General features: G+C 54.1%; 19 protein-coding genes. 7 read left to right on the top strand and 12 right to left on the bottom strand.

Annotated elements, in window-relative coordinates:
- The first annotated feature begins 120 nt into the window (after positions 1-120).
- Entirely contained in the window at positions 121-1,095 is a 975-nt protein-coding gene (locus TH30_RS01985) for a quinone oxidoreductase family protein (RefSeq protein ID WP_114096407.1), read from the top strand.
- Positions 1,096-1,336: 241 nt separating this feature from the next.
- On the top strand, positions 1,337-1,990 hold the full coding sequence (locus TH30_RS01980; protein WP_114096406.1) for a 2OG-Fe(II) oxygenase: 654 nt from the start codon (positions 1,337-1,339) through the stop codon (positions 1,988-1,990).
- A gap of 36 nt (positions 1,991-2,026) precedes the next feature.
- On the opposite strand, the gene TH30_RS01975 is transcribed toward TH30_RS01980, so the two are convergent.
- Positions 2,027-2,578 (bottom strand): HD domain-containing protein, encoded by a 552-nt coding sequence (locus TH30_RS01975; RefSeq protein WP_114096405.1) that lies wholly within the window; start codon positions 2,576-2,578, stop codon positions 2,027-2,029.
- 141 nt (positions 2,579-2,719) lie between these two features.
- On the opposite strand from TH30_RS01975, the gene TH30_RS01970 reads away from it, so the two are divergent.
- Positions 2,720-3,025, top strand: a complete 306-nt coding sequence (locus TH30_RS01970; RefSeq protein ID WP_114096404.1) for a hypothetical protein — start codon at positions 2,720-2,722, stop codon at positions 3,023-3,025.
- On the opposite strand, the gene TH30_RS01965 is transcribed toward TH30_RS01970, so the two are convergent.
- From TH30_RS01965 to TH30_RS01915, 11 genes are all read right to left on the bottom strand, one after another.
- The gene (locus TH30_RS01965) at positions 2,992-3,600 is read right to left on the bottom strand and encodes a GNAT family N-acetyltransferase (RefSeq protein WP_114096403.1); all 609 of its coding nucleotides are present in this window, start codon (positions 3,598-3,600) and stop codon (positions 2,992-2,994) included. The two genes, TH30_RS01970 and TH30_RS01965, sit on opposite strands and share 34 nt — an antisense overlap.
- Before the next feature lie 187 nt (positions 3,601-3,787).
- Positions 3,788-5,050: a transcription termination factor Rho gene (gene rho, locus TH30_RS01960; RefSeq protein ID WP_114096402.1), complete on the bottom strand. Its 1,263-nt coding sequence runs from the start codon at positions 5,048-5,050 to the stop codon at positions 3,788-3,790.
- Between the two features lie 401 nt (positions 5,051-5,451).
- The gene (locus TH30_RS01955) at positions 5,452-7,509 is read right to left on the bottom strand and encodes a methyl-accepting chemotaxis protein (RefSeq protein WP_114096401.1); all 2,058 of its coding nucleotides are present in this window, start codon (positions 7,507-7,509) and stop codon (positions 5,452-5,454) included.
- 268 nt (positions 7,510-7,777) lie between these two features.
- On the bottom strand, positions 7,778-8,137 hold the full coding sequence (locus tag TH30_RS01950) for a helix-turn-helix domain-containing protein (RefSeq protein WP_114096400.1): 360 nt from the start codon (positions 8,135-8,137) through the stop codon (positions 7,778-7,780).
- Positions 8,134-8,781, bottom strand: a complete 648-nt coding sequence (locus TH30_RS01945) for a Smr/MutS family protein (RefSeq protein WP_114096399.1) — start codon at positions 8,779-8,781, stop codon at positions 8,134-8,136. Before TH30_RS01945 ends, TH30_RS01950 begins: the two co-directional genes overlap by 4 nt.
- Positions 8,759-9,463: a LutC/YkgG family protein gene (locus tag TH30_RS01940; RefSeq protein WP_114096398.1), complete on the bottom strand. Its 705-nt coding sequence runs from the start codon at positions 9,461-9,463 to the stop codon at positions 8,759-8,761. The genes TH30_RS01945 and TH30_RS01940 overlap by 23 nt, the downstream gene beginning before the upstream one ends.
- Positions 9,460-10,896: a LutB/LldF family L-lactate oxidation iron-sulfur protein gene (locus tag TH30_RS01935; protein ID WP_114096397.1), complete on the bottom strand. Its 1,437-nt coding sequence runs from the start codon at positions 10,894-10,896 to the stop codon at positions 9,460-9,462. The genes TH30_RS01940 and TH30_RS01935 overlap by 4 nt, the downstream gene beginning before the upstream one ends.
- Positions 10,897-10,901: 5 nt before the next feature.
- Complete coding sequence (locus TH30_RS01930; RefSeq protein ID WP_114096396.1) at positions 10,902-11,687, bottom strand: (Fe-S)-binding protein; 786 nt, start codon at positions 11,685-11,687, stop codon at positions 10,902-10,904.
- 225 nt (positions 11,688-11,912) lie between these two features.
- Positions 11,913-12,356, bottom strand: coding sequence for a MarR family winged helix-turn-helix transcriptional regulator (locus TH30_RS01925; RefSeq protein ID WP_220150264.1), 444 nt, complete (start codon positions 12,354-12,356; stop codon positions 11,913-11,915).
- A 73-nt stretch (positions 12,357-12,429) separates the two neighbouring features.
- Complete coding sequence (locus TH30_RS01920) at positions 12,430-13,554, bottom strand: alpha-hydroxy acid oxidase (protein ID WP_114096859.1); 1,125 nt, start codon at positions 13,552-13,554, stop codon at positions 12,430-12,432.
- Positions 13,555-13,558: 4 nt separating this feature from the next.
- On the bottom strand, positions 13,559-14,716 hold the full coding sequence (locus tag TH30_RS01915) for a mandelate racemase/muconate lactonizing enzyme family protein (protein WP_114096394.1): 1,158 nt from the start codon (positions 14,714-14,716) through the stop codon (positions 13,559-13,561).
- A 176-nt stretch (positions 14,717-14,892) separates the two neighbouring features.
- Here TH30_RS01915 and TH30_RS01910 point away from each other — a divergent pair, with 176 nt between their 5' ends.
- The 4 genes from TH30_RS01910 (at position 14,893) to TH30_RS01895 (ending at position 18,668) form a co-directional block, all read left to right on the top strand.
- Positions 14,893-15,858, top strand: coding sequence for a tripartite tricarboxylate transporter substrate binding protein (locus TH30_RS01910; protein WP_220150263.1), 966 nt, complete (start codon positions 14,893-14,895; stop codon positions 15,856-15,858).
- A gap of 81 nt (positions 15,859-15,939) precedes the next feature.
- The gene (locus tag TH30_RS01905; RefSeq protein WP_114096392.1) at positions 15,940-16,431 is read left to right on the top strand and encodes a tripartite tricarboxylate transporter TctB family protein; all 492 of its coding nucleotides are present in this window, start codon (positions 15,940-15,942) and stop codon (positions 16,429-16,431) included.
- 36 nt (positions 16,432-16,467) lie between these two features.
- A complete protein-coding gene (locus TH30_RS01900; RefSeq protein WP_114096391.1) occupies positions 16,468-17,943 on the top strand; it encodes a tripartite tricarboxylate transporter permease in 1,476 nt (491 codons plus the stop codon).
- Positions 17,943-18,668 (top strand): arylmalonate decarboxylase, encoded by a 726-nt coding sequence (locus tag TH30_RS01895; RefSeq protein WP_114096390.1) that lies wholly within the window; start codon positions 17,943-17,945, stop codon positions 18,666-18,668. Before TH30_RS01900 ends, TH30_RS01895 begins: the two co-directional genes overlap by 1 nt.
- Positions 18,669-18,675: the final 7 nt, after the last annotated feature.

Below are 18,675 nucleotides of genomic sequence, written 5' to 3'. Positions count from 1 at the left end.
GCCCGTGTTTTCATCCTGCGAAATACATAACTCGCCTGCTGCAAATCGGGCTTTTCTGACCTAAACTCAATCCATTGACGAAACAGACGTTCAAAAGAACGAAACAATGGGAGGTCACAAATGACCAAAGCATTCCGCTTTTACGAAACAGGCGGCAGCAATGTGTTGCGCTTTGAGGATGTGGAAGTTGGCGAACCGGGTGCGGGCGAAGTCCGCCTGCGCCAGAAGGCCGTCGGCCTGAACTATATCGATATCTATTTCCGGTCGGGTGTTTACCCCGCCCCCTCGATGCCATCGGGTCTTGGGCTTGAAGGCGCTGGCGTGATCGAGGCGATTGGTGACGGTGTCACCGATCTGGCGGTCGGGGACCGCGTTGCCTATGCCGCACAGCCGCTTGGTGCCTATGCCGAAGCCCGCGTCATGCCGGCCAAGGGACTGGTCAAAATCCCCGATGATGTCAGCTTTGAACTGGCGGCGGCTGCAATGCTTCAGGGCATGACCGCGCAATATCTTCTGCGCCGGACTTATAAGGTGCAAAAGGGCGATACGATCCTGATCCATGCTGCGGCTGGCGGGGTTGGCCAGATTGTCTGTCAGTGGGCCAAGCATCTTGGGGCCACGGTGATCGGCACGGTCGGATCACAGGAAAAGGCCGAGATCGCCAAGGCCAAAGGCTGCGATTACCCGATCCTCTATCGCGAGGAAACGGTCTCCGAACGGGTCAAGGAAATCACCAATGGCCAGGGTGTTGAAGTTGTTTATGATTCCGTTGGCAAGGATACGTTCGAAGACTCACTTAAATGCCTCAAACGCCTTGGTACGATGGTCAGTTTCGGTCAGTCATCCGGCGCAGTTCCGCCCATCACACTGGCACAGCTTGCCCCGGGCGCGTTTTTCCTGACCCGTCCGAGCATCTTCACCTATAACGCCACCCGCGAAGAGCTTCTGGCAAGTGCCGATGAGTTGTTCGAGGTGCTGAAATCCGGCGTGGTCAAGATCGACATTACCGCAACCTACCCGCTGGCCGATGCCGCCCGTGCCCATGACGATCTCGAAGGCCGCAAAACCAACGGTTCCATCGTCTTTACGGTCTGATCAAGCCGAAACTTAACAAGAATAGTTCGATTGAATGTTAGGAAGCCGTTACTGTTTAGTAACGGCTTCCTTGTTATGGAGACCTTAGATACCTATCAAAAAATCCATATAATTCAATGTATTGAGTGATTTTTCACCTTTCGTATATAAAAATGTTTTGATATCTCTATAAAACCGGTAGTTAAATCTAGACTTTATAAATCAATCCAAACCCGCAGGGTTATGTTTAGGACAATCGTTGATGTCGACTTCAGAAATTAGAAATTCTGTAATAAGCGCTTTCAATTCGGGAAAATCTTCTCAAGATCCGTATCAACACTGGTTCATTGAAAACGTCCTGCCGGTCGAAATTGCCAAAAAAGTATGTTCCCTTCCGATTCTGGCACCTGTTCTTGATGTTAATGCAGGGACACGCGAAGCAAACAATTCAAGTCGCCGGTATTTTGATCAGGAAACGATTTCTAAATACGAAACAGCAAACGACATTGCGCAGGCGTTCCATTCTCGCGAGGTTGTCGATGCTGTCGAAGACGTTTTTGGAGCTGATCTGAGCGAAACACGCATCAGGCTTGAATTCGCACAAGATCGCGATGGTTTCTGGCTGCAGCCCCATACAGATATCGGTGTGAAGCGTTTTACAATGCTTCTCTATCTATCGGACGAGCCCGGACACGAAAAGCTTGGAACGGATATCTACAAGGATGCGGAAACACATATAAAGGCATCCCCGTTTCTTCCGAACTCGGCATTGATATTTGTCCCTGCAAGCAACACCTGGCATGGCTTCGAAAAAAGAAGCTTTTCCGGGGTCAGAAAATCATTGATTATCAACTACGTTACCAAGGATTGGCGCGCTGTCGAGCAGCTTCCCTTCCCCGATGAATACGTTAAGTAACAATCATCACGTTCACTTGCAAAATCAAATAGCCAGCTAGATGACAGCTTCTTTGTCATCGCTATGTACTGCGCGGACATCACGGGCAATGGCGTCAAAGCGCGCAGACAGGCCGTCACTGACTTCGCGGCACGGGGCAATCACCGCCTCGGCCCAGTCGACATAGGCCAGGATCTGTTTTTCATCCCAGCCAATCGGGGTATCGGTCAGCATCGCCCCGACATTGGCGACTTTATCGGCCAGTCGGACCAGCTTGGCTCCCGGGGTCAGGTTGGGGGCATTTTCGACCTGTTTTGCCTTGCGATCATCGCGTGGCAAGGCCTTGTCGTCACTGACCTCAAGAACAATGTCGGCAATGGCGTCGTTAAAGCAGGCGGCGATTTCGTCGCGGGTCGCCCCGCAATCCTCGATCACATCATGAAGAATTGCCGCACAAAGGATGGTTTCATCCGTATGGGGTTCGCATTCAACAATCAGGCGGGAAACCTCAATCGGGTGATTGATATAGGGTTCCTCGGCCGGGCCCTTGCGCCGCTGATCGCGATGGGCGCGCGCGGCAAAATCAACGGATTTGAGTAAAAGCTGCATCAAGCGCAATAAAATAGTGAACGAAGAACCCCAGATTCACATGGCTTATGCGTTGTTTCAAGCCTTCATGTCCTATCGACTTCGAAAATCCCGTCCCTACATACAAAACAGAGATGTTTTTCAATCAGGAGGGCCTGGCATATGTCACAGGACATGCGACTGAAACTGACCTTGCGCAATGAAAGCAGCCAAAACCCCCTGCATCTGAGCTCGTTGGCACCAAGCAGTGGCTGGCAAACCGATCCACCGCACCATCTCGATATCGGCGATGAGGCCACCTGCGAGATTACCACCGCCAGCGAACTGGCCATCACCATGCGCTACGGCACCCATCATATCGGTTTGCATCTGGGCAATGGCGCATTCAGCTTTGAACCGGGGGATGCGCGGGTGGAAGGCCAGAAACTGGATGGTCACACCGCCGAACTGACACTGATCCTGGCCTGAAGCGACGATGACCGGGCTTGGGATTGCCACTCCGAAAAGAGCCGGGCATAGATATATTCATCACCCCAACGCCCGTTAAAACAATCATTTTCGATCAGATGCGCCTCGCGACGAAAACCAAGCCGTTCAACAACGCCGGATGAACCGGCATTCTGCGCATCAAGCCGTGCAAAAATCCGGTGAAACCCGAAATGCGCAAAGCCCAGATCGACGATTGCCCTAACCGCCTCGGTGGCATAGCCGCTGCCAGCAAAATCCGGGTTGAAGATATAGCCAACCTCGCCCTGACGGGCATTGATACTGGCAAGTTTCAAAAGAACCTCGCCCAACACAGCGCCATCTTCCCGCCGTGTGACCGCAAGGGTGAAAACATCGCCATCCTGCATGAATTGCGCACGCAGCAGATCGGAAAACTGTTGCTTCAACGCATCGCCCGCAGGCGGGTCGCAATAAAGATAACGATACACCGCAGGCAACGCGTGATAGGCGGTGTAGCCCTCAAAATCAGAAGACACAAACGGGCGAAGGAAGAGACGGCTGGTTTCGATCAGGAACGGCGGCAAGGACAAATTCATTTTAAAACAGGTTGTTATTGATTGGGCGCCCTATCTAGGCAGCCTTTTTCAATGCGGCAAGTCGGCCCTGTGACCTTGATCATGCAGGTCCCCTTTCCAATCATCAGACAATAAAAAACGGGGCCCACCGGACCCCGTTTAATCATCAGACAATTATCTGTATCCGGCCATTTACGCCGGATGTCGATTATCCGTTCATGGAATCGAAGAAATCGTCGTTGTTCTTGGTCGATTTGAGTTTGCCCAGAAGGAACTCCATCGCGTCCTGCGGACCCATCGGGTTGAGGATACGGCGCAGGACCCACATCTTGGACAGAACGCTCTTGTCGACAAGAAGCTCTTCCTTACGGGTACCCGATTTAAGGATATCAATCGCCGGGAAGATACGTTTGTCAGACAGTTTGCGGTCCAGAACCAGTTCGGAGTTACCGGTACCTTTGAATTCTTCAAAGATAACCTCGTCCATGCGCGAACCGGTATCGATCAGGGCGGTTGCGATGATGGTCAGCGAGCCGCCTTCTTCGATGTTACGTGCCGCACCAAAGAAGCGTTTCGGACGCTGCAGGGCGTTGGCATCGACACCACCGGTCAGGACCTTGCCCGAGCTTGGCACGACGGTGTTATAGGCACGGGCAAGACGGGTGATGGAATCAAGCAGAATGACAACATCATGCTTGTGTTCGACCAGACGTTTTGCCTTTTCAAGCACCATCTCGGTGACCTGAACGTGACGCTGGGCCGGTTCGTCAAAGGTCGAGCTGATAACCTCACCCTTCACCGAGCGGTCCATATCGGTCACTTCTTCCGGGCGTTCATCAATCAGAAGAACGATCAGATAGGCTTCCGGATGGTTTTCCTCGATCGCGTGCGCAATGTTCTGCAGCATCACGGTTTTACCGGTACGCGGCGGAGCGACGATCAGGGCACGCTGACCTTTACCAAGCGGCGACACCAGTTCGATGACGCGGTTGGTGGTGTCCTTGTTGCCTTCCTGGTCGCATTCCCGTTCCATGCGCAACGGCTGATCGGGATAAAGCGGGGTCAGGTTGTCAAAGTTGATGCGATGACGGACTTTTTCCGGCGCATCAAAGTTGACCTTGTCGACCTTGAGCAGCGCGAAATACCTCTCGCCTTCCTTGGGCGATCTGATCTGCCCTTCTACCGTATCGCCGGTCCGCAGACCAAAACGCCGTACCTGGCTCGGGCTGACATAAATGTCGTCGGGCCCGGCAAGATAGTTTGCCTCCGGGCTCCGCAAGAAGCCGAAACCATCGGGCAGCACTTCGAGAACCCCCTCGCCAAAAATGGCATGGTCGTTCTCGGCCAACTGTTTGAGAATGGCGAACATCAGCTCCTGTTTGCGGAGCGTGCTGGCATTTTCGATTTCGAGTTCCTCAGACAGGGCAAGCAGCTCGGTCGGAGATTTCTTTTTGAGTTCCTGAAGATGCATATGTGCGTTTAATGATCTGTGGTTGCCAGATAAGAAAGGATATGGGCGAAGATTTTGGGATAGGATAAGAAGTGCGGTTGACCGTCAGGCAAGGCGCTCAGGATTGCTGGGGCGTGCGGACGGTTCCAAACCTTGTAGTTGCAAGAAAGGCAGGACTTTTCATGTTTCTGGATCGAAACACCCCCGATTGATAACCTCGAACGCCATAATAGTCAAACCGTGTTTCACGCAATGCAGCTATTTTGCAGCCGATGTTGTTCAAAAAGCACGTTTCTGTTGCCAGATCGCGGATATAGCGGCGTAAAACCAGCGATTTACGGGGTCCGCAAACAGTTCGACTGTCTTCAAAGTCCTGCCATAACTCCCGCCATAACTCCCGGCATAACAATGTGCAAGCGGCCCTAGCCTGCCTGAACCTTGTGAACGGAACTCAGGAACTCTTCGACCTCCTGACGCAGATCAAGCGCAACGCCGGTCACACTTTCACACGCCACCAGAACATTCTCGGCCGCCTGTCCGGCCTGATCGGTTGAAGCCCGGATTTCATCGATATTTCCCGATACCTCACTGGTCCCGTTCGAGGCCCGTTCGATATTGCTGGCAATTTCCGATGTTGCCGCCTGTTGCTGATTAACTGCAGCCGAAAGAGAGGCCGAGGTGGTGTCGATATCACCGATCCGCTTGCCAATCCGTCCAAAAGCCGCCACCGCCTGTTCGGTTGCATCTTGCAGATTGCCCATCTGGCCGGTGATTTCATCGGTGGCCCGCGATGTCTGGGAGGCAAGATTTTTGACTTCATTGGCAACCACGGCAAAACCCTTGCCCGCTTCGCCAGCACGCGCAGCCTCAATCGTTGCATTAAGAGCAAGCAAATTGGTCTGTTCGGCAATATCGCGAATAAGACCGATCACTTCGCCGATCTTGGCCGCTCCGGTTTGCAAGGCATCGGCAATGGTATCAGCCGCACGGGCATCACGGGCGGCATCAGAGGCAATATCGGCTGCGGCAGAAATCTGGCGCGAAATCTCGAGAATGGAATTTGCCAGCTCCTCGGTCGCCGAGGACACAGCCGCAACATTTTCCGATGCAGTATGGGCATTGCTTGCCACCACACCGGCCCGTTCGCGGCTAGTGCTGATCACGGTGGTCATGTTTTCGGATGTCGAGCGCAAATCATCGGTCGAGCGGCCAATATCGCCCAGAAGCTTGTCGACCCTGCTTTCAAACGCCTTTGCCAGTTTTTCGATCTGTTCGGTCTGGGCAATGCGCCGGGTCTGATCGGCTTCGCGCTGCTTGCTCATTTCCCGGTTCTGTTCAAGATTCTGTCGGAAAATCTCGACCGAACGGGCCATATCGCCCACTTCATCGCCCCGATCCTGACCGGTGATCGTGCAATCAAGATTGCCGGATGCCAGTTCGGTCATGCTTTCGGTCATTTTCCCGATCGGAACGGTGATGCTGCGCCCGACCGCAAGCACAAGCGTACAGGCCACCGCGATCACGATCACCAATCCGGCAAGGGTGGCATAGAAATAGGTTTCGGCTGTCATCAGCTTGTGTTCGGCAAGCCCGTTCAGGCTTTGGGCAATGTGATCTTCGATCTGTTTATAGAGATTGATCTTGACCGTGACCTTGGCAAACCAGTCATCGCCGCGAATGTCACCTGTTGTGCCACTTTCCGGGAAATCAAGCGCCAGCGCGCGCAAATCCTCGACCTCCTTGATTGCCGGGTCCTGTAAGGTCTGATCATAAAATGCCCGGATGTCGGCCGGGGCGAATTGGGCAAAAACCGCGAGATAGGCGCTCTGCAAGGTCACCAGTTCAACAAACCGGCGATAAAGATCAGGGGCGAATTCGCCCTTGCCAAAGCCTACCGCCCCGGCCGCACGTTCAAGACCGGCGCGTTCCTTGGCCTGCATGAAATTGTTATAGGCAGCAATGACCCGCAGGATTTCCGGATCATTGCTCAGCCCGCCCATGACATTGACGGTCGACAGCATCCCCGAAATGATCGAACTGTAAAAACCAACCGTTTCACCCAGTTTCAGTTGCAGATCATCGACCTTTTGCCGGGTGGCGGGAATCTGGTCCATCAGGGTGACAAAGCGGTTGATATCGCGCCCAAGAGACGGGTCGTAATCAGCCAGGTCAAAGGAGGCGATCACAGTGCGCAAGGCATCCATACTGTCATCGGAAAGGTCGCGCTGCGCGGCCAGTTGCGGTCCGAATTGTGCCCCGGACGATCCGATATATCCGGCCGATGTTCCCCGTTCCTTTTGCAATTCGTGAACGGTCGCGCCGAGATAACCGGCAAACTCGGTCAACGCACGGATTCTCGACAGTTCATCCATTTGCTGGAAACGGCCACTGACAATCACAATTGCCAATATCACCAACCCGGCCACCGGCGGGACAAGTGACAGGATGATTTTTGGTCCGATACGGATAGAACTGAACATGCTGGCCCCCGAAGATACTGATTTCGATGGCCGCCAGAAATTACCCACTCCCGGGCAAGCAAACCCTTTCCGGTCCTGTGAAAGGCCGGGCGGGTTGCTTTACAATTTTATCGGGTGAAGCTGTCACATTTCCCCCATCAGGTTGATATTGGGGTGCAGCGCGGAAAATCAAGTTTTCTTGATATGCCAAAATCAACGGACCGGAACAGAACGGTTTTCAACCGCCGATCCATTTGACATGACAGGCCATCAGCGCAGTGCGGCGCAGTTACGCATGGCGTTCGCGAATGATTTCAAGCATGCGGCTGAGCTGATCGTCACTAAGCCCGGCAATCCGTTCGGAAAGAAGATTGGCAAGCTCGGTCGCTTCGGGTTCAAGTCCCGCCGTATCAACGGTGATTTTCGGGTGTGAAAGCTGTGCCAGGCGCTTGATATCGTCGACCTCGTCCCAGACCAGATTGAAATAGCCGCAAATCTGCTGCACCAGGCCGGGGCTTGGCCGACCGCGATGGCCATGTTCAAGCGCCGACAAATAGGCCGGTGATAACTGCAAGGCCGTTGCCATATCGGTCAGGGTGACATTGTTGCGGGCCCGTAATTCCCGAATGCGATTGCCAAAAGGTGTCACGGGCGTCTCCGTTTCAACAAAACATAAAAGGCCCCGGCACCACCATGCTGGATCTGGGCCTGATTGATGGCAAGAATACGATTGCGCAGGCGCGGCGCACTGAGCCATTGCGGGGTCCGCTGACGCAACAACCCGGTACGGCCATATTCATCAGCCCGCGATCCCTTGCCCGTGATCACCAGAACACAGCGTTTTCCGGCCTGCCAGCTTTCCTCGATAAAGGCATTAAGCGCATTATGAGCAACGTCCTGGGTCATGCCGTGCAGGTCGATGCGACCATCAATGGTCATCTTGCCTTTCTGGAACTTATTGGCCGTCGAGCGGTCAATCCCGTCGGTCACGCCGGGCTTGAGATCAGCCAGCGTCTGCTTTTTGATCTGCGGGCCACGATCAGCATTGCGGGCCGACGGCAAATTGCGCGCCGCCCGGTTTTCCTCGGACCGTTCAAGGTTTTCAGCCAGATTGTCGGGCAACTGGATGGCCGTATCGCTGGTATGGATGTCATCATCAGGTGCAAACATGGCATCATCACCCTTGCGCCTTTTGGTGCGCAAGGGTTTGACATCACGTGTAAAGACCTCCCACAGGGTCTTTTCCGCGTCACTGACGGTACGGCGTCGTTTATTTGTTTTCTTTTGTGTCATCCACCAGAACGATATGCAGTCGGCGCGGTCCATGTGCGCCAAGCTGTATCGTCTGTTCGATATCGCCCGTTCGCGAAGGTCCGGTCACCCAAAGGAATGTTCGCGGCATATTGCCGTGTCCTTCCTTTTCGCGCAACCGCGCCCATACCTCTTCATAGGTTCCGACGATATCAGATGCCTTCAAAACAACGATATGGGTGTCTGGCAGCATGTTGAGCGTATAGGGCGTGCCTGCCCCGCTGCGCAGCATCAGGCTTCCGGTTTCGGCAACACCGCCGAAGCTTGGCGTCACCGAAACAGCGTCTTCCGGACCGGCGATCCCGGTTGAAACTTCGAGTGCCGTATCACTCCAGGGCAACCCGGAAACCGCAGAATCCGGGGATGTTTTAATCCGTGCGGGTAAATTGTGATCAGCAAGGAAACGGGCCACTTCGCGCGGAATGTCATTATCGCTGACCACCATGGCAACGGTCGCATTGACACTTTTTGCCATTTCCTCAAACAGTTCGACCTGCTTGGGATGGGCAAGCTGGGCACGCTTGGGCACCACCGGATTGGCTTTGGGCGATGACAAACGTTCGGTTACGGAAACCGGCGCAGCTTCGCCCGCGCCCCGGCCAAGACTTTTGCGAATCCGGCCCAGAATCGCATCGCGCGAGGAGGTGTTGGACGAGGTGCTCATTTCGAACCTCCCTGCTGTTTTTGTTTTTCGGCCCAGAGTTCCTTGAAGGTTTTGCCCTCGGGCGCCGGAAGATCACGCATGTCGGTCCAGCCCCCGGCAAGCGGCAATTTGGCGATCTTGCCCTTGCCGCCTGACATTTTGCCCAGAACCTTTGAGGCAATCCCGGTGACGGCCCGATAAAGCTTTGGTTTTGAAGCAAAAAACGCCCACGTTTTGATACCGTAACGGAATGAGGACGGGCTGAGATGTTTTTCGAATTCCCGTTCACGCCAATGACGCATCATTTTGGGCAGCGGGATCCGCATCGGACAGACTTCTTCGCATTTCCCGCAGAAGGTCGAGGCATTGGGAAGATGCCCGGCTTCGTCCACGCCAATCAGCGATGGAGAGAGAACCGATCCCATCGGCCCCGGATAGACCCAACCATAGGCATGACCGCCCACCGCCCCATAGACCGGGCAATGGTTCATGCAGGCCGCACAACGGATACAGCGCAACATGTCCTGGAACTCGGTGCCCAGCATGTTCGAGCGACCATTATCAAGCAGGATCACGTGATATTCTTCGGGCCCGTCAAGATCGCCATCGCGTTTCGGGCCAGTCGAAAACGTCGTATAGGATGACATTTCCTGACCCGTGGCCGAGCGGGCGAGAACGCGCAGGATACTTGACGCATCTTCAAGGGTCGGCACCACCTTTTCAAGGCTGGCAATCGCAATATGAACCCGCGACAGGGTCTGGGTCAGATCGCCATTGCCTTCGTTGGTGACAATCACCGAGGTGCCGGTTTCGGCAATCAGGAAGTTCGCCCCGGTAATCCCGATATCTGCGGCAAAGAAATGTTCGCGCATGACTTCGCGCGCTTCATCAAGCAATTCCCGCGGTTCGACCAGTGACCTGTTGGGATCGCGCCCGGTATGGGTTTCGCGGAAGCTGTCAGCGACCTGTTCCTTATGAACATGGATGGCCGGTGCGATGATATGGCTTGGCGGTTCGTGCCTGAGCTGAATGATATATTCACCAAGATCGGTCTCGACGACTTTGAGATCCTGTTTTTCCAGGAAGTCATTCAGCCCGATTTCCTCGGAAATCATCGATTTGCCCTTAAGGACCGATTTGGCGTTCTTGTCGCGGCAAATCTTTGCCACCACTTCACGGGCCTCGGCGGCATCGGCACACCAATGGACATGACCGCCATTGGCCTTGACGTTTTCTTCGAATTTCAAAAGATAATGGTCAAGATTTTCAAGCGTGTGGTTCTTGATGTCCCGGGCCTGATCGCGCAGCGCCTCAAATTCCGGCATTTTTGCCGCGGCCGCAGAACGCTTTTCCTGAAAACCGGATTTCAGACGACCAAGGGCACGTTGCAGGCTTTCATCGCGCAACGCGCCATGGACGTTTTCCTTGAATTTCGGGGATGTTGACACATTCATGATGCTTACTCCCCACCCGTCTTGGAATTTGATCCGGCAATTGGCGGGGCGGCCATGGTCATATCGGCCAGCACTTCGGCAACGTGGCGAACTTCGACATCCGATCCTTCACGCGCAAGCTTGCCCGCCATGTTCATCAAACAGCCCATGTCCCCTGCCAGCAGGGTTTTGGCCCCGGTCTGTTTGATATCTTTGGTCTTGTCACCGACCATCTTGCCGGAAATTTCGGGATATTTGACACAGAATGTCCCGCCAAAACCACAGCAGGTTTCAGGTTCGGAAAGTTCGGAAATCTCAAGCCCTTTGATGGAATTGAGCAATTTGCGCGGCTGTTCCTTGACCTTGAGCTCACGCAGGCCCGAACAACTGTCATGATAGGTGACCTTGCCCTCGAAACTTGCCGGGACCGCATCGACCTTCATCACATCGGTCAGGAAGGAAACCAGCTCGAACGTCTTGTCAGACAGGGCCTTGACCTTGTCGGCCATGGCCGGATCATTGGCAAACAGTTCGGGGAAATGCTTTTTGATCATGCCGGCACAGGACCCGCTGGGAGCAACGACATAATCATAATCGGCAAACATATCGATCAGCGGCCGGGCGACCTTGCGCGCCGATTCATTGTCACCGGAATTATAGGCCGGTTGCCCGCAACAGGTCTGATCCATGGGCACATCGACCTCGCACCCTGCTTCTTCAAGCAGCTTCACTGCCGAAAAGCCGACCGTCGGCCGGAACATATCGACAAGACAGGTCACAAAAAGACCAACGCGCGGTTTTGAAGGCGTCATGGCGTATCCTCTCTCGGGCTTTTGGGCCATTGACGGATGTTTTGTGCGGGCAGGAATCCGTCTGGCCGAAATCTCTTATAATTGGTATTACCAATTTCGGGCGGACAGGTCCAGACCAAGAACATTACGACTGTCATTATTTACAGAGCACGACACATCAAACCCGGCCCTGCACTTGCAGGAACCGGTATGGCATCGTGCCCGGTAAACCCGGTAAAAAAGTACCTAGTTCTCGTCGATCAGCTTTTTGAGAAGATCGATCATTTCGGCCTTTTTGTCGGCGCCAATGCGATCATCAAGCTGTTTTTTGTGGATCTCGCCCTTTTCAAGTACCCGCGCATACAGCTCGCGTCCCTTGAGGGTGATATAGCTGGCATAGGAACGACGATCACCTTCAACACGAATGCGTTCGATCAGGTCGTCATCTTCCATCTGGCGCAGCGACAGGGTCACTCCGGACTTGTCCCGTCCGGCAGCGCGGCAAATCTCGACCTGGGTAATACCGGGATTTTCATGGATCAGGACCAGAAGCGTAAAATTCCCCGGTCGCAGGGAATCGTTCCCGAGAATCTCCGAGAAATCCGAGAATGCTTTTTCATAGGCGCGGCGCAAATAAAATCCGATGAAATCTTCAAGCGGACCCAGCGCGACATCGTTGTTTTTAGCCAAGTTTTTAATCTCGTTCTATTGAAAGACACGGAAATCGGACCCGATCAACGCCATGTCTTTTCGAATAACTTCGTTACTTCGAAATATCAACTATATCCCGCACACCGGTCTGGGCCATAGCATTCGTCAGCTCTGTCTGAAGCATGGTGAATGCTTCTGCCGCACCATCCTGCCCAAGTGCTGCAACACTATAGAGAAACGCCCGTCCCATCAGCACAAAATCAGCCCCGGCCATCAGGGCCTTGAGAACATCTTCGCCGCTTCTGATCCCGCCATCAACAATCAGCGGGAAATCAGGCCCGACCGCATCGCGGATCGGTCCGAGCGCATCAAGGGTTGCCGGTGCACCATCAAGCTGCCGCCCGCCATGATTGGAAACCACAATGGCATCCACGCCCTCACTTGTGGCCCTTTGTGCGTCCTGTGGCGACAAAATCCCTTTCAGGATCAGCTTGCCCGGCCATTTCGAACGGATATCGGCCAGAAGATCCCAATCCAGCCGACCAGAACTTTGCTTGGCCATCAGGCTGGCAAGCGATGTGGTACTCGCCCCCGGTTCGGCATAGCGTTCAAGATTGGCAAAGCGCGGTGCCCCATGACGCAAAACGCCAAGCGACCATTTCGGGTGACTTGCGAGTTCCCAGATGAATCGCGGCGTGATTTTAAGCGGCAAGGCAAACTGGTTGCGCAAATCGCGACGTCTTTTGCCCGGACGCGGCACGTCGGCAGTAACAATCAGGGTATCATATCCGGCGATGCGGGCCCGTTCGATCAGATCATCAACGATTTCCTGCGAACTGCCGACATATAGCTGGAACCAGCCGGAATTCGGCGCACAGTCGTGCAGGTCTTCAAGCTTGGCGGTCGACGGGGTCGATGCGCAATAGGGCACACCGGCCTGCTCGGCCGCGCGGGCAAGAAACCGGTCAATTCCCGGCCAGGCCAGTCCGGCAAGTCCAACCGGGGCCACTCCGTATGGTGCCGCCCAGGACTTGCCGAGAAACCGGGTCCGGGTTGACAGATCCCCATCAACATTGATCAGGGCGCGTGGTTCAAGGATACGGTTGATAAAAGCCGCACGGTTGCGCCCCAAACCGGTTTCGGTCCCCGCCCCGCCATCAATAAAGTCAAAGGCAAAGCGCGGCATTCGCCGCCGCGCTTTTTCCCGTGCATCATCAAATGAAACAAGTCGCGACATGATATCAGCCCTTGCCAACACCATGCGATGTCGGACGGGACGCGAAATCACGCAATGCGTCGGCATCGGCAACAAAACCAAGTCCCGGTTTTTCCGGCAGGGTGATTGTCGAGCCGACACGATCGGGCAGGTTGCCATAGAGCGCGCGGCACATTTCGACCGATATCAGATGCCATTCCACCAGACCGCCATTTGCCATGCCCGCATGCAGATGCATGTTATGGAACGGGAAGGCACCGCCATTTGCCATCGTGACATTGTGGGCCTGGGCCAGGGCTGCAACTTTCGCACCGGCTGTCAGACCGCCACAAATCGCGACATTGGGCTGAATCACGTCAACCGCGCCAGCTTCAAGCAGGTCACGGAACCGGAAAAGCTGACCTTCATTCTGACCGGCCGCAGTCCGCATTCCGGTCTGTTCTCGCAAGTCACGCATACGTTTCACATCATTGTCACGCAGCGGTTCTTCAAAGAAGGTCACATTATAGTCTCGCAAACGATCAGCAAGATAACGCGCCGACGACGCATCCAGGCTGCAATTTGCATCAATGAAGAGGTCGCAATCGCCAATTGCCTCGCGCACAATGCGGACACGCTGGATGTCTTCGTCAATGATTGCGCGTACCGATGCGCCATCATTGCGTTTCTTAAGGGCATGATGGCCGACCACCATCTTGAAACGTTCGACACCATCATTTTTAAGATGCTTTGCCGCATCAGAAAGCTGGTCACGATCAAAGGAGCCAAAACCAAAGGTCACATAAAGCGGTACTTCGTTGCGTGCACCGCCAAGCAGACGCCAGCAGGGCTGATCGACCACCTTGCCAAGAATGTCCCAAAGTGCGAGATCAACCGCCGAAACAACGTGGCTGGCGTAACCGGTCTGGCCACGCGGGCTGAGCAGCCAGTATAGACGTTCGGCAATATGTTCGCGGTTGAGACTGTTCAGGGAAACGATGTTCGGTTCGACAAGTTCACTGATGATCCCGGCAATGACTTCCTCGTCGGTAATAGCGGTAAAACCATGCCCCACCACCCCGTCTTCGGTTGTAATCTCGATCACAACACAAGACAGTGCCGTTTCAACATCAACCGGTCCAACAGCAAGGTTTACCGGGATATAGGCCGGGATGGCCTTAACGGATTTGATGGCAAGGTTCACGTTTCTTCTCCTTGATTTATAAGGCTTTTGTTCGGGTTTCTGCGACCCGAAAACGATAAGTTTGAAATAATGTATAACTAGATAGTTGACTACTAGAATGTTTATAGTCAATCTAATTTTAATGATCGACACCAGCGAGAATGTGCGATCACAGAAAAACCCTGGGAGGATCCAAAATGCGATTTATGACCAAGACAGCCATTGCAGCCCTGATCGGAATTTCGTTCGGCGCAGCTGCCTTTCCGGCCCAAGCCGAGTTTCCTGAAAAGCCGGTAAAACTGATCATTCCGTTCCGTGCCGGTGGCGGCAGTGACGGTCTGGCCCGTGCCGTTCAGGCAGTTATCGAAAAAGAAAAACTGCTGCCAGCGCCGGTAGTTGTTGTGAATGCCGATGGTGCAGCAGGCACAGTTGGTACCCGTCACGTGCTTGAATCAAAGCCGGATGGCTATACTGTCCTGCAGATTCATCAGGAAATGTTTGCCGCCGCCGCCCTTGGCCGCGTGAACTATAGCCCCGCCGATTTTGAACCGGTCATTCAGGCCAGCCAGGGCTGCATGTTTGTTGCTGTGCCAATCGATTCCGAATTCAACAGCCTTCAGGATATGCTCGACTACGCCGCGAAGAACCCGGGCGACCTGAAACAGGCCGACGATATCGGAAGCGCAACGCACTTCCCGTCTGCACAGCTGATGGCGGCTTCCGATACCAGCTGGACGATTGTTCCGACGGGCGGAACGTCAAAACGCTTTGCCGCATTGAAAAGCGGATTGCTTGATATGGCATTCATGTCTGCATCCTGGATCACGCGCGGCAAGGAAGATCTGAAACCGCTGGCGGCTCTCGGCAACGAACGTTTTGACGATGCCCCCGATCTGCCAACCGCCAAGGAACTCGGCTTTGATGTCGAGGCCTGCCTGAACCGCCGTTACTGGGTTCCGGCCGGAACCCCGCAGGAAAATATCGACAAACTTGCCGATGCGATTGAAATCGCCCTGCACAGCCCGGAAGTTGCGGCCTATCTCGAGAAAAATGGTGAAACGTTGTCCATCAAACGCGGACAGGAGCTGAAGGATGCGGTTGCGCAGGACTATCAGCGCTATGTTGACGTGGTGGAGATCGTCAAGAAGTCTTCTGCCAAATAGAAACCCTTTGTAAAAGGCGTTCCCTGTTCGCAGATGACACCCCGCCCCGATCAATGATCGGGGCGAAATTGGAGTAGTCCAATGTACCGCTTCCTCACTCAGAACGCGGTAGCGATTGTTTTCCTACTTCTGGTCGCCGCTTTTGCGGCGGCCAGCCTTTACGGAAGCAGCCTGCTACCCCCTGCCAGCTACGAACCGCTTGGCAGCGCCGCTTTTCCCAAAGCCCTTGGACTGATCACTCTTGGTCTGGTTGCCTTGCAGGCGATCAGTCTGATCAGAAATCATTCCGGCACTGAATCCCCAATGGATCCGGAAAGTGTCACCCGGTCCTTTTCCTGGAAGAAATACCGCAAACCGGCGCTGATGCTGGCGACCATGGTGCTCTACCTTGCGGCCATGTCCTATGCCGGGGTTGATTTCCGCATTTCAACATCGGTCTTCCTGTGTCTGGCCATGTGTCTTCTGGCCCGACCCGACAGTCCGAAAAAGGTTCTTTTGATTGCCGGAAGCAGCATCGTGCTTGCCGTCGTGCTCGACCTTGTTTTCAAGCATCTGTTTTATATCGATATCTAACGTCCCGGCACAGATTGCAGGGTCAGGAGTATCTCAATGCTCGACGCATATATTTATGTCTTTACGTCCGGTCTGATCTGGATTTTTGCCGGAGCCGGGATCGGGATATTTGTCGGTTCAATCCCCGGCCTGTCTGGTGCAATGGTTATTTCACTAACCTTGCCGATGACTTATTTCATGAATGGCAATGATGCCTTGCTGTTGCTTGTATCGATGTATATCGGCGCAACAACCGGCGGGTTGATCAGTGCGACCCTGATGCGGATGCCCGGCACAGAAGCCGCAATCATGACCACCCTTGACGGCTATCCGATGGCGGCCCGCGGCGAACCGGGACGGGCATTGGGTCTTGGCGTTCTGGCATCTGTCTTTGGCGGTATTTTCGCCTGGGTGATGCTGGCTGTTCTTTCGCCGCCCTTGTCGGCAATCGCAGTTAAATTCGGGCCCTTTGACATCTTTGCCATGACGGTTGTCGCGCTCAGCCTGATTGCCGCAGTATCACAGGGCAGTCTTCTGGCCGGCCTGATATCGGCGGCCTTCGGCGCAATGCTTTCCCTGCCCGGAATTGATCCGATTTCTGGCTCCATCCGCCTGACATTCGGCTTTTCGTCGCTTGATAACGGTTTGACCCTTTTGCCGGTTATTCTTGGCATGCTGGTTCTGGGACAGGTCCTGATTGATTGTGAAGGTGTTCTGAGCGGCACCAAGGCAGGCAAGGCAAAAGCCCGCGTTTCCATGCATTGGCGCGATGTCACCAATTATCTGATGACCTATATCCGGTCCTCCTTTATCGGCACCTGGATCGGCATTTTGCCCGGCGTTGGCGGAACAGCTGCATCTGTTGCGTCCTATTCCGTGGCCAAGGCAGCCTCCAAAACCCCGGAAAAGTTTGGTAACGGTGCTGAAGAAGGCATTATTGCTGCTGAAACTGCAAACAACGCGGGTACGGTCGGCGCGCTCGTACCGCTGATCACCCTTGGCATTCCCGGGTCAGTGATTACGGCGGTTTTGCTTGGGGCGATGGTCATTCACAACCTTAATCCCGGCCCGCTGCTTTTCGCCGAAAACCCCGACGTTGCCTATACCATCATTGCCGGTGCCCTTGCAGGCAACCTTGCGATGTTTCTGATCATGGTGGTCGCAACACCGTTTCTGGCCAAACTTGCCCATATCAACAAAGCCTACCTTCTCGCGCCCATTGTTGTGTTCTGTATGATCGGGGCTTTTTCGGTCTCAAGCCGGTTCTTTGATATCGGTGTCATGCTGGTATTTGCCTGCCTGGGATATGTCATGACCAAGGCCCGGATCCCCACGGGAGCCTTTATCATCGCCTATATCCTGACCCCGATGGCTGAACAGAATCTCAGATCCGGACTGGTAATTTATGACGGCAGCTTCTTGCCACTCATTACCAATCCGGTATCGGGCATTCTTCTTGCGATTGCGGTTCTTTCGATTGTCTGGAGCCTGCGCAGCGAATTGAAATTGCGTAAAAAGCAGAAGGTATCGTAATGCCAGATCCTGTTCCAACATTCGGACTGATCGTACCACCGCGTGAAGGCCAGATCCCACCCGAAGCACAGCATATCTATCCGGATATGAATTTTATCGCCCGCGGTCTTGGTCTGGTGGAAATGGCCCACAAGGATTACGACCGGGTCATCGCCGATACTGCAGATCATGCCATTTTGCTTGCTGCATCGGGTGCAGATGCGGTCAGTCTGATGGGAACGTCGCTAAGCTTTTTTAAAGGCCCGGATTTCAATGAAAAGCTGATTTCAATATTGAAATCAGCAACCGGGCTGCCTGCCACCACGATGAGTCAGGCGATCATTGATGGTCTGGCCCGGTTTTCTGCCAAAAAAATTGCCGTTCTGAGCGCCTATGAAGACGATGTGAATGCCAAGCTATGCGACTATCTGTCTGTCTATGGTATCAGGGTAATGAAAATCGCGGGCCTCAATATTCGCAATATTGCCGATCTTCCGCATATTTCGGGCGAATATCTGATGGCGCGGTGCCGGGAATTGCTGATGCAAAGCGGGGAATGCGATGCCTTGCTTATTTCATGTGGCGGGTTGCGGACGATTGATCTGGCACCGACCCTTGAAAAGGAAACAGGAATTCCGGTGGTTTCAAGTGCCGTGGCGGGACTTTGGGCAACGGTCAATCTGATCGGTGATCAGAAACACCGCGACGCATTCGGCATGCTGTTTGCCGATCCGTCACAGGACTGATTCCAGC

The sequence above is a fragment of the Thalassospira profundimaris genome (assembly GCF_003326795.1).
Classification (GTDB): Bacteria; Pseudomonadota; Alphaproteobacteria; order Rhodospirillales; family Thalassospiraceae; genus Thalassospira; species Thalassospira profundimaris_C.
This window is presented reverse-complemented; position numbering and strand designations above follow the sequence as displayed.

What these genes read in the sequence shown, in the direction of transcription:
- TH30_RS01985 (WP_114096407.1), top strand. Translation starts at nt 121, where the DNA reads ATGACCAAAGCATTCCGCTTTTACGAAACAGGCGGCAGCAATGTGTTG.
- TH30_RS01980 (WP_114096406.1), top strand. Translation starts at nt 1,337, where the DNA reads ATGTCGACTTCAGAAATTAGAAATTCTGTAATAAGCGCTTTCAATTCG.
- TH30_RS01975 (WP_114096405.1), bottom strand. Translation starts at nt 2,578, where the DNA reads ATGCAGCTTTTACTCAAATCCGTTGATTTTGCCGCGCGCGCCCATCGC.
- TH30_RS01970 (WP_114096404.1), top strand. Translation starts at nt 2,720, where the DNA reads ATGTCACAGGACATGCGACTGAAACTGACCTTGCGCAATGAAAGCAGC.
- TH30_RS01965 (WP_114096403.1), bottom strand. Translation starts at nt 3,600, where the DNA reads ATGAATTTGTCCTTGCCGCCGTTCCTGATCGAAACCAGCCGTCTCTTC.
- rho (WP_114096402.1), bottom strand. Translation starts at nt 5,050, where the DNA reads ATGCATCTTCAGGAACTCAAAAAGAAATCTCCGACCGAGCTGCTTGCC.
- TH30_RS01955 (WP_114096401.1), bottom strand. Translation starts at nt 7,509, where the DNA reads ATGTTCAGTTCTATCCGTATCGGACCAAAAATCATCCTGTCACTTGTC.
- TH30_RS01945 (WP_114096399.1), bottom strand. Translation starts at nt 8,781, where the DNA reads ATGACACAAAAGAAAACAAATAAACGACGCCGTACCGTCAGTGACGCG.
- TH30_RS01940 (WP_114096398.1), bottom strand. Translation starts at nt 9,463, where the DNA reads ATGAGCACCTCGTCCAACACCTCCTCGCGCGATGCGATTCTGGGCCGG.
- TH30_RS01935 (WP_114096397.1), bottom strand. Translation starts at nt 10,896, where the DNA reads ATGAATGTGTCAACATCCCCGAAATTCAAGGAAAACGTCCATGGCGCG.
- TH30_RS01930 (WP_114096396.1), bottom strand. Translation starts at nt 11,687, where the DNA reads ATGACGCCTTCAAAACCGCGCGTTGGTCTTTTTGTGACCTGTCTTGTC.
- TH30_RS01920 (WP_114096859.1), bottom strand. Translation starts at nt 13,554, where the DNA reads ATGTCGCGACTTGTTTCATTTGATGATGCACGGGAAAAAGCGCGGCGG.
- TH30_RS01910 (WP_220150263.1), top strand. Translation starts at nt 14,893, where the DNA reads ATGCGATTTATGACCAAGACAGCCATTGCAGCCCTGATCGGAATTTCG.
- TH30_RS01905 (WP_114096392.1), top strand. Translation starts at nt 15,940, where the DNA reads ATGTACCGCTTCCTCACTCAGAACGCGGTAGCGATTGTTTTCCTACTT.
- TH30_RS01900 (WP_114096391.1), top strand. Translation starts at nt 16,468, where the DNA reads ATGCTCGACGCATATATTTATGTCTTTACGTCCGGTCTGATCTGGATT.
- TH30_RS01895 (WP_114096390.1), top strand. Translation starts at nt 17,943, where the DNA reads ATGCCAGATCCTGTTCCAACATTCGGACTGATCGTACCACCGCGTGAA.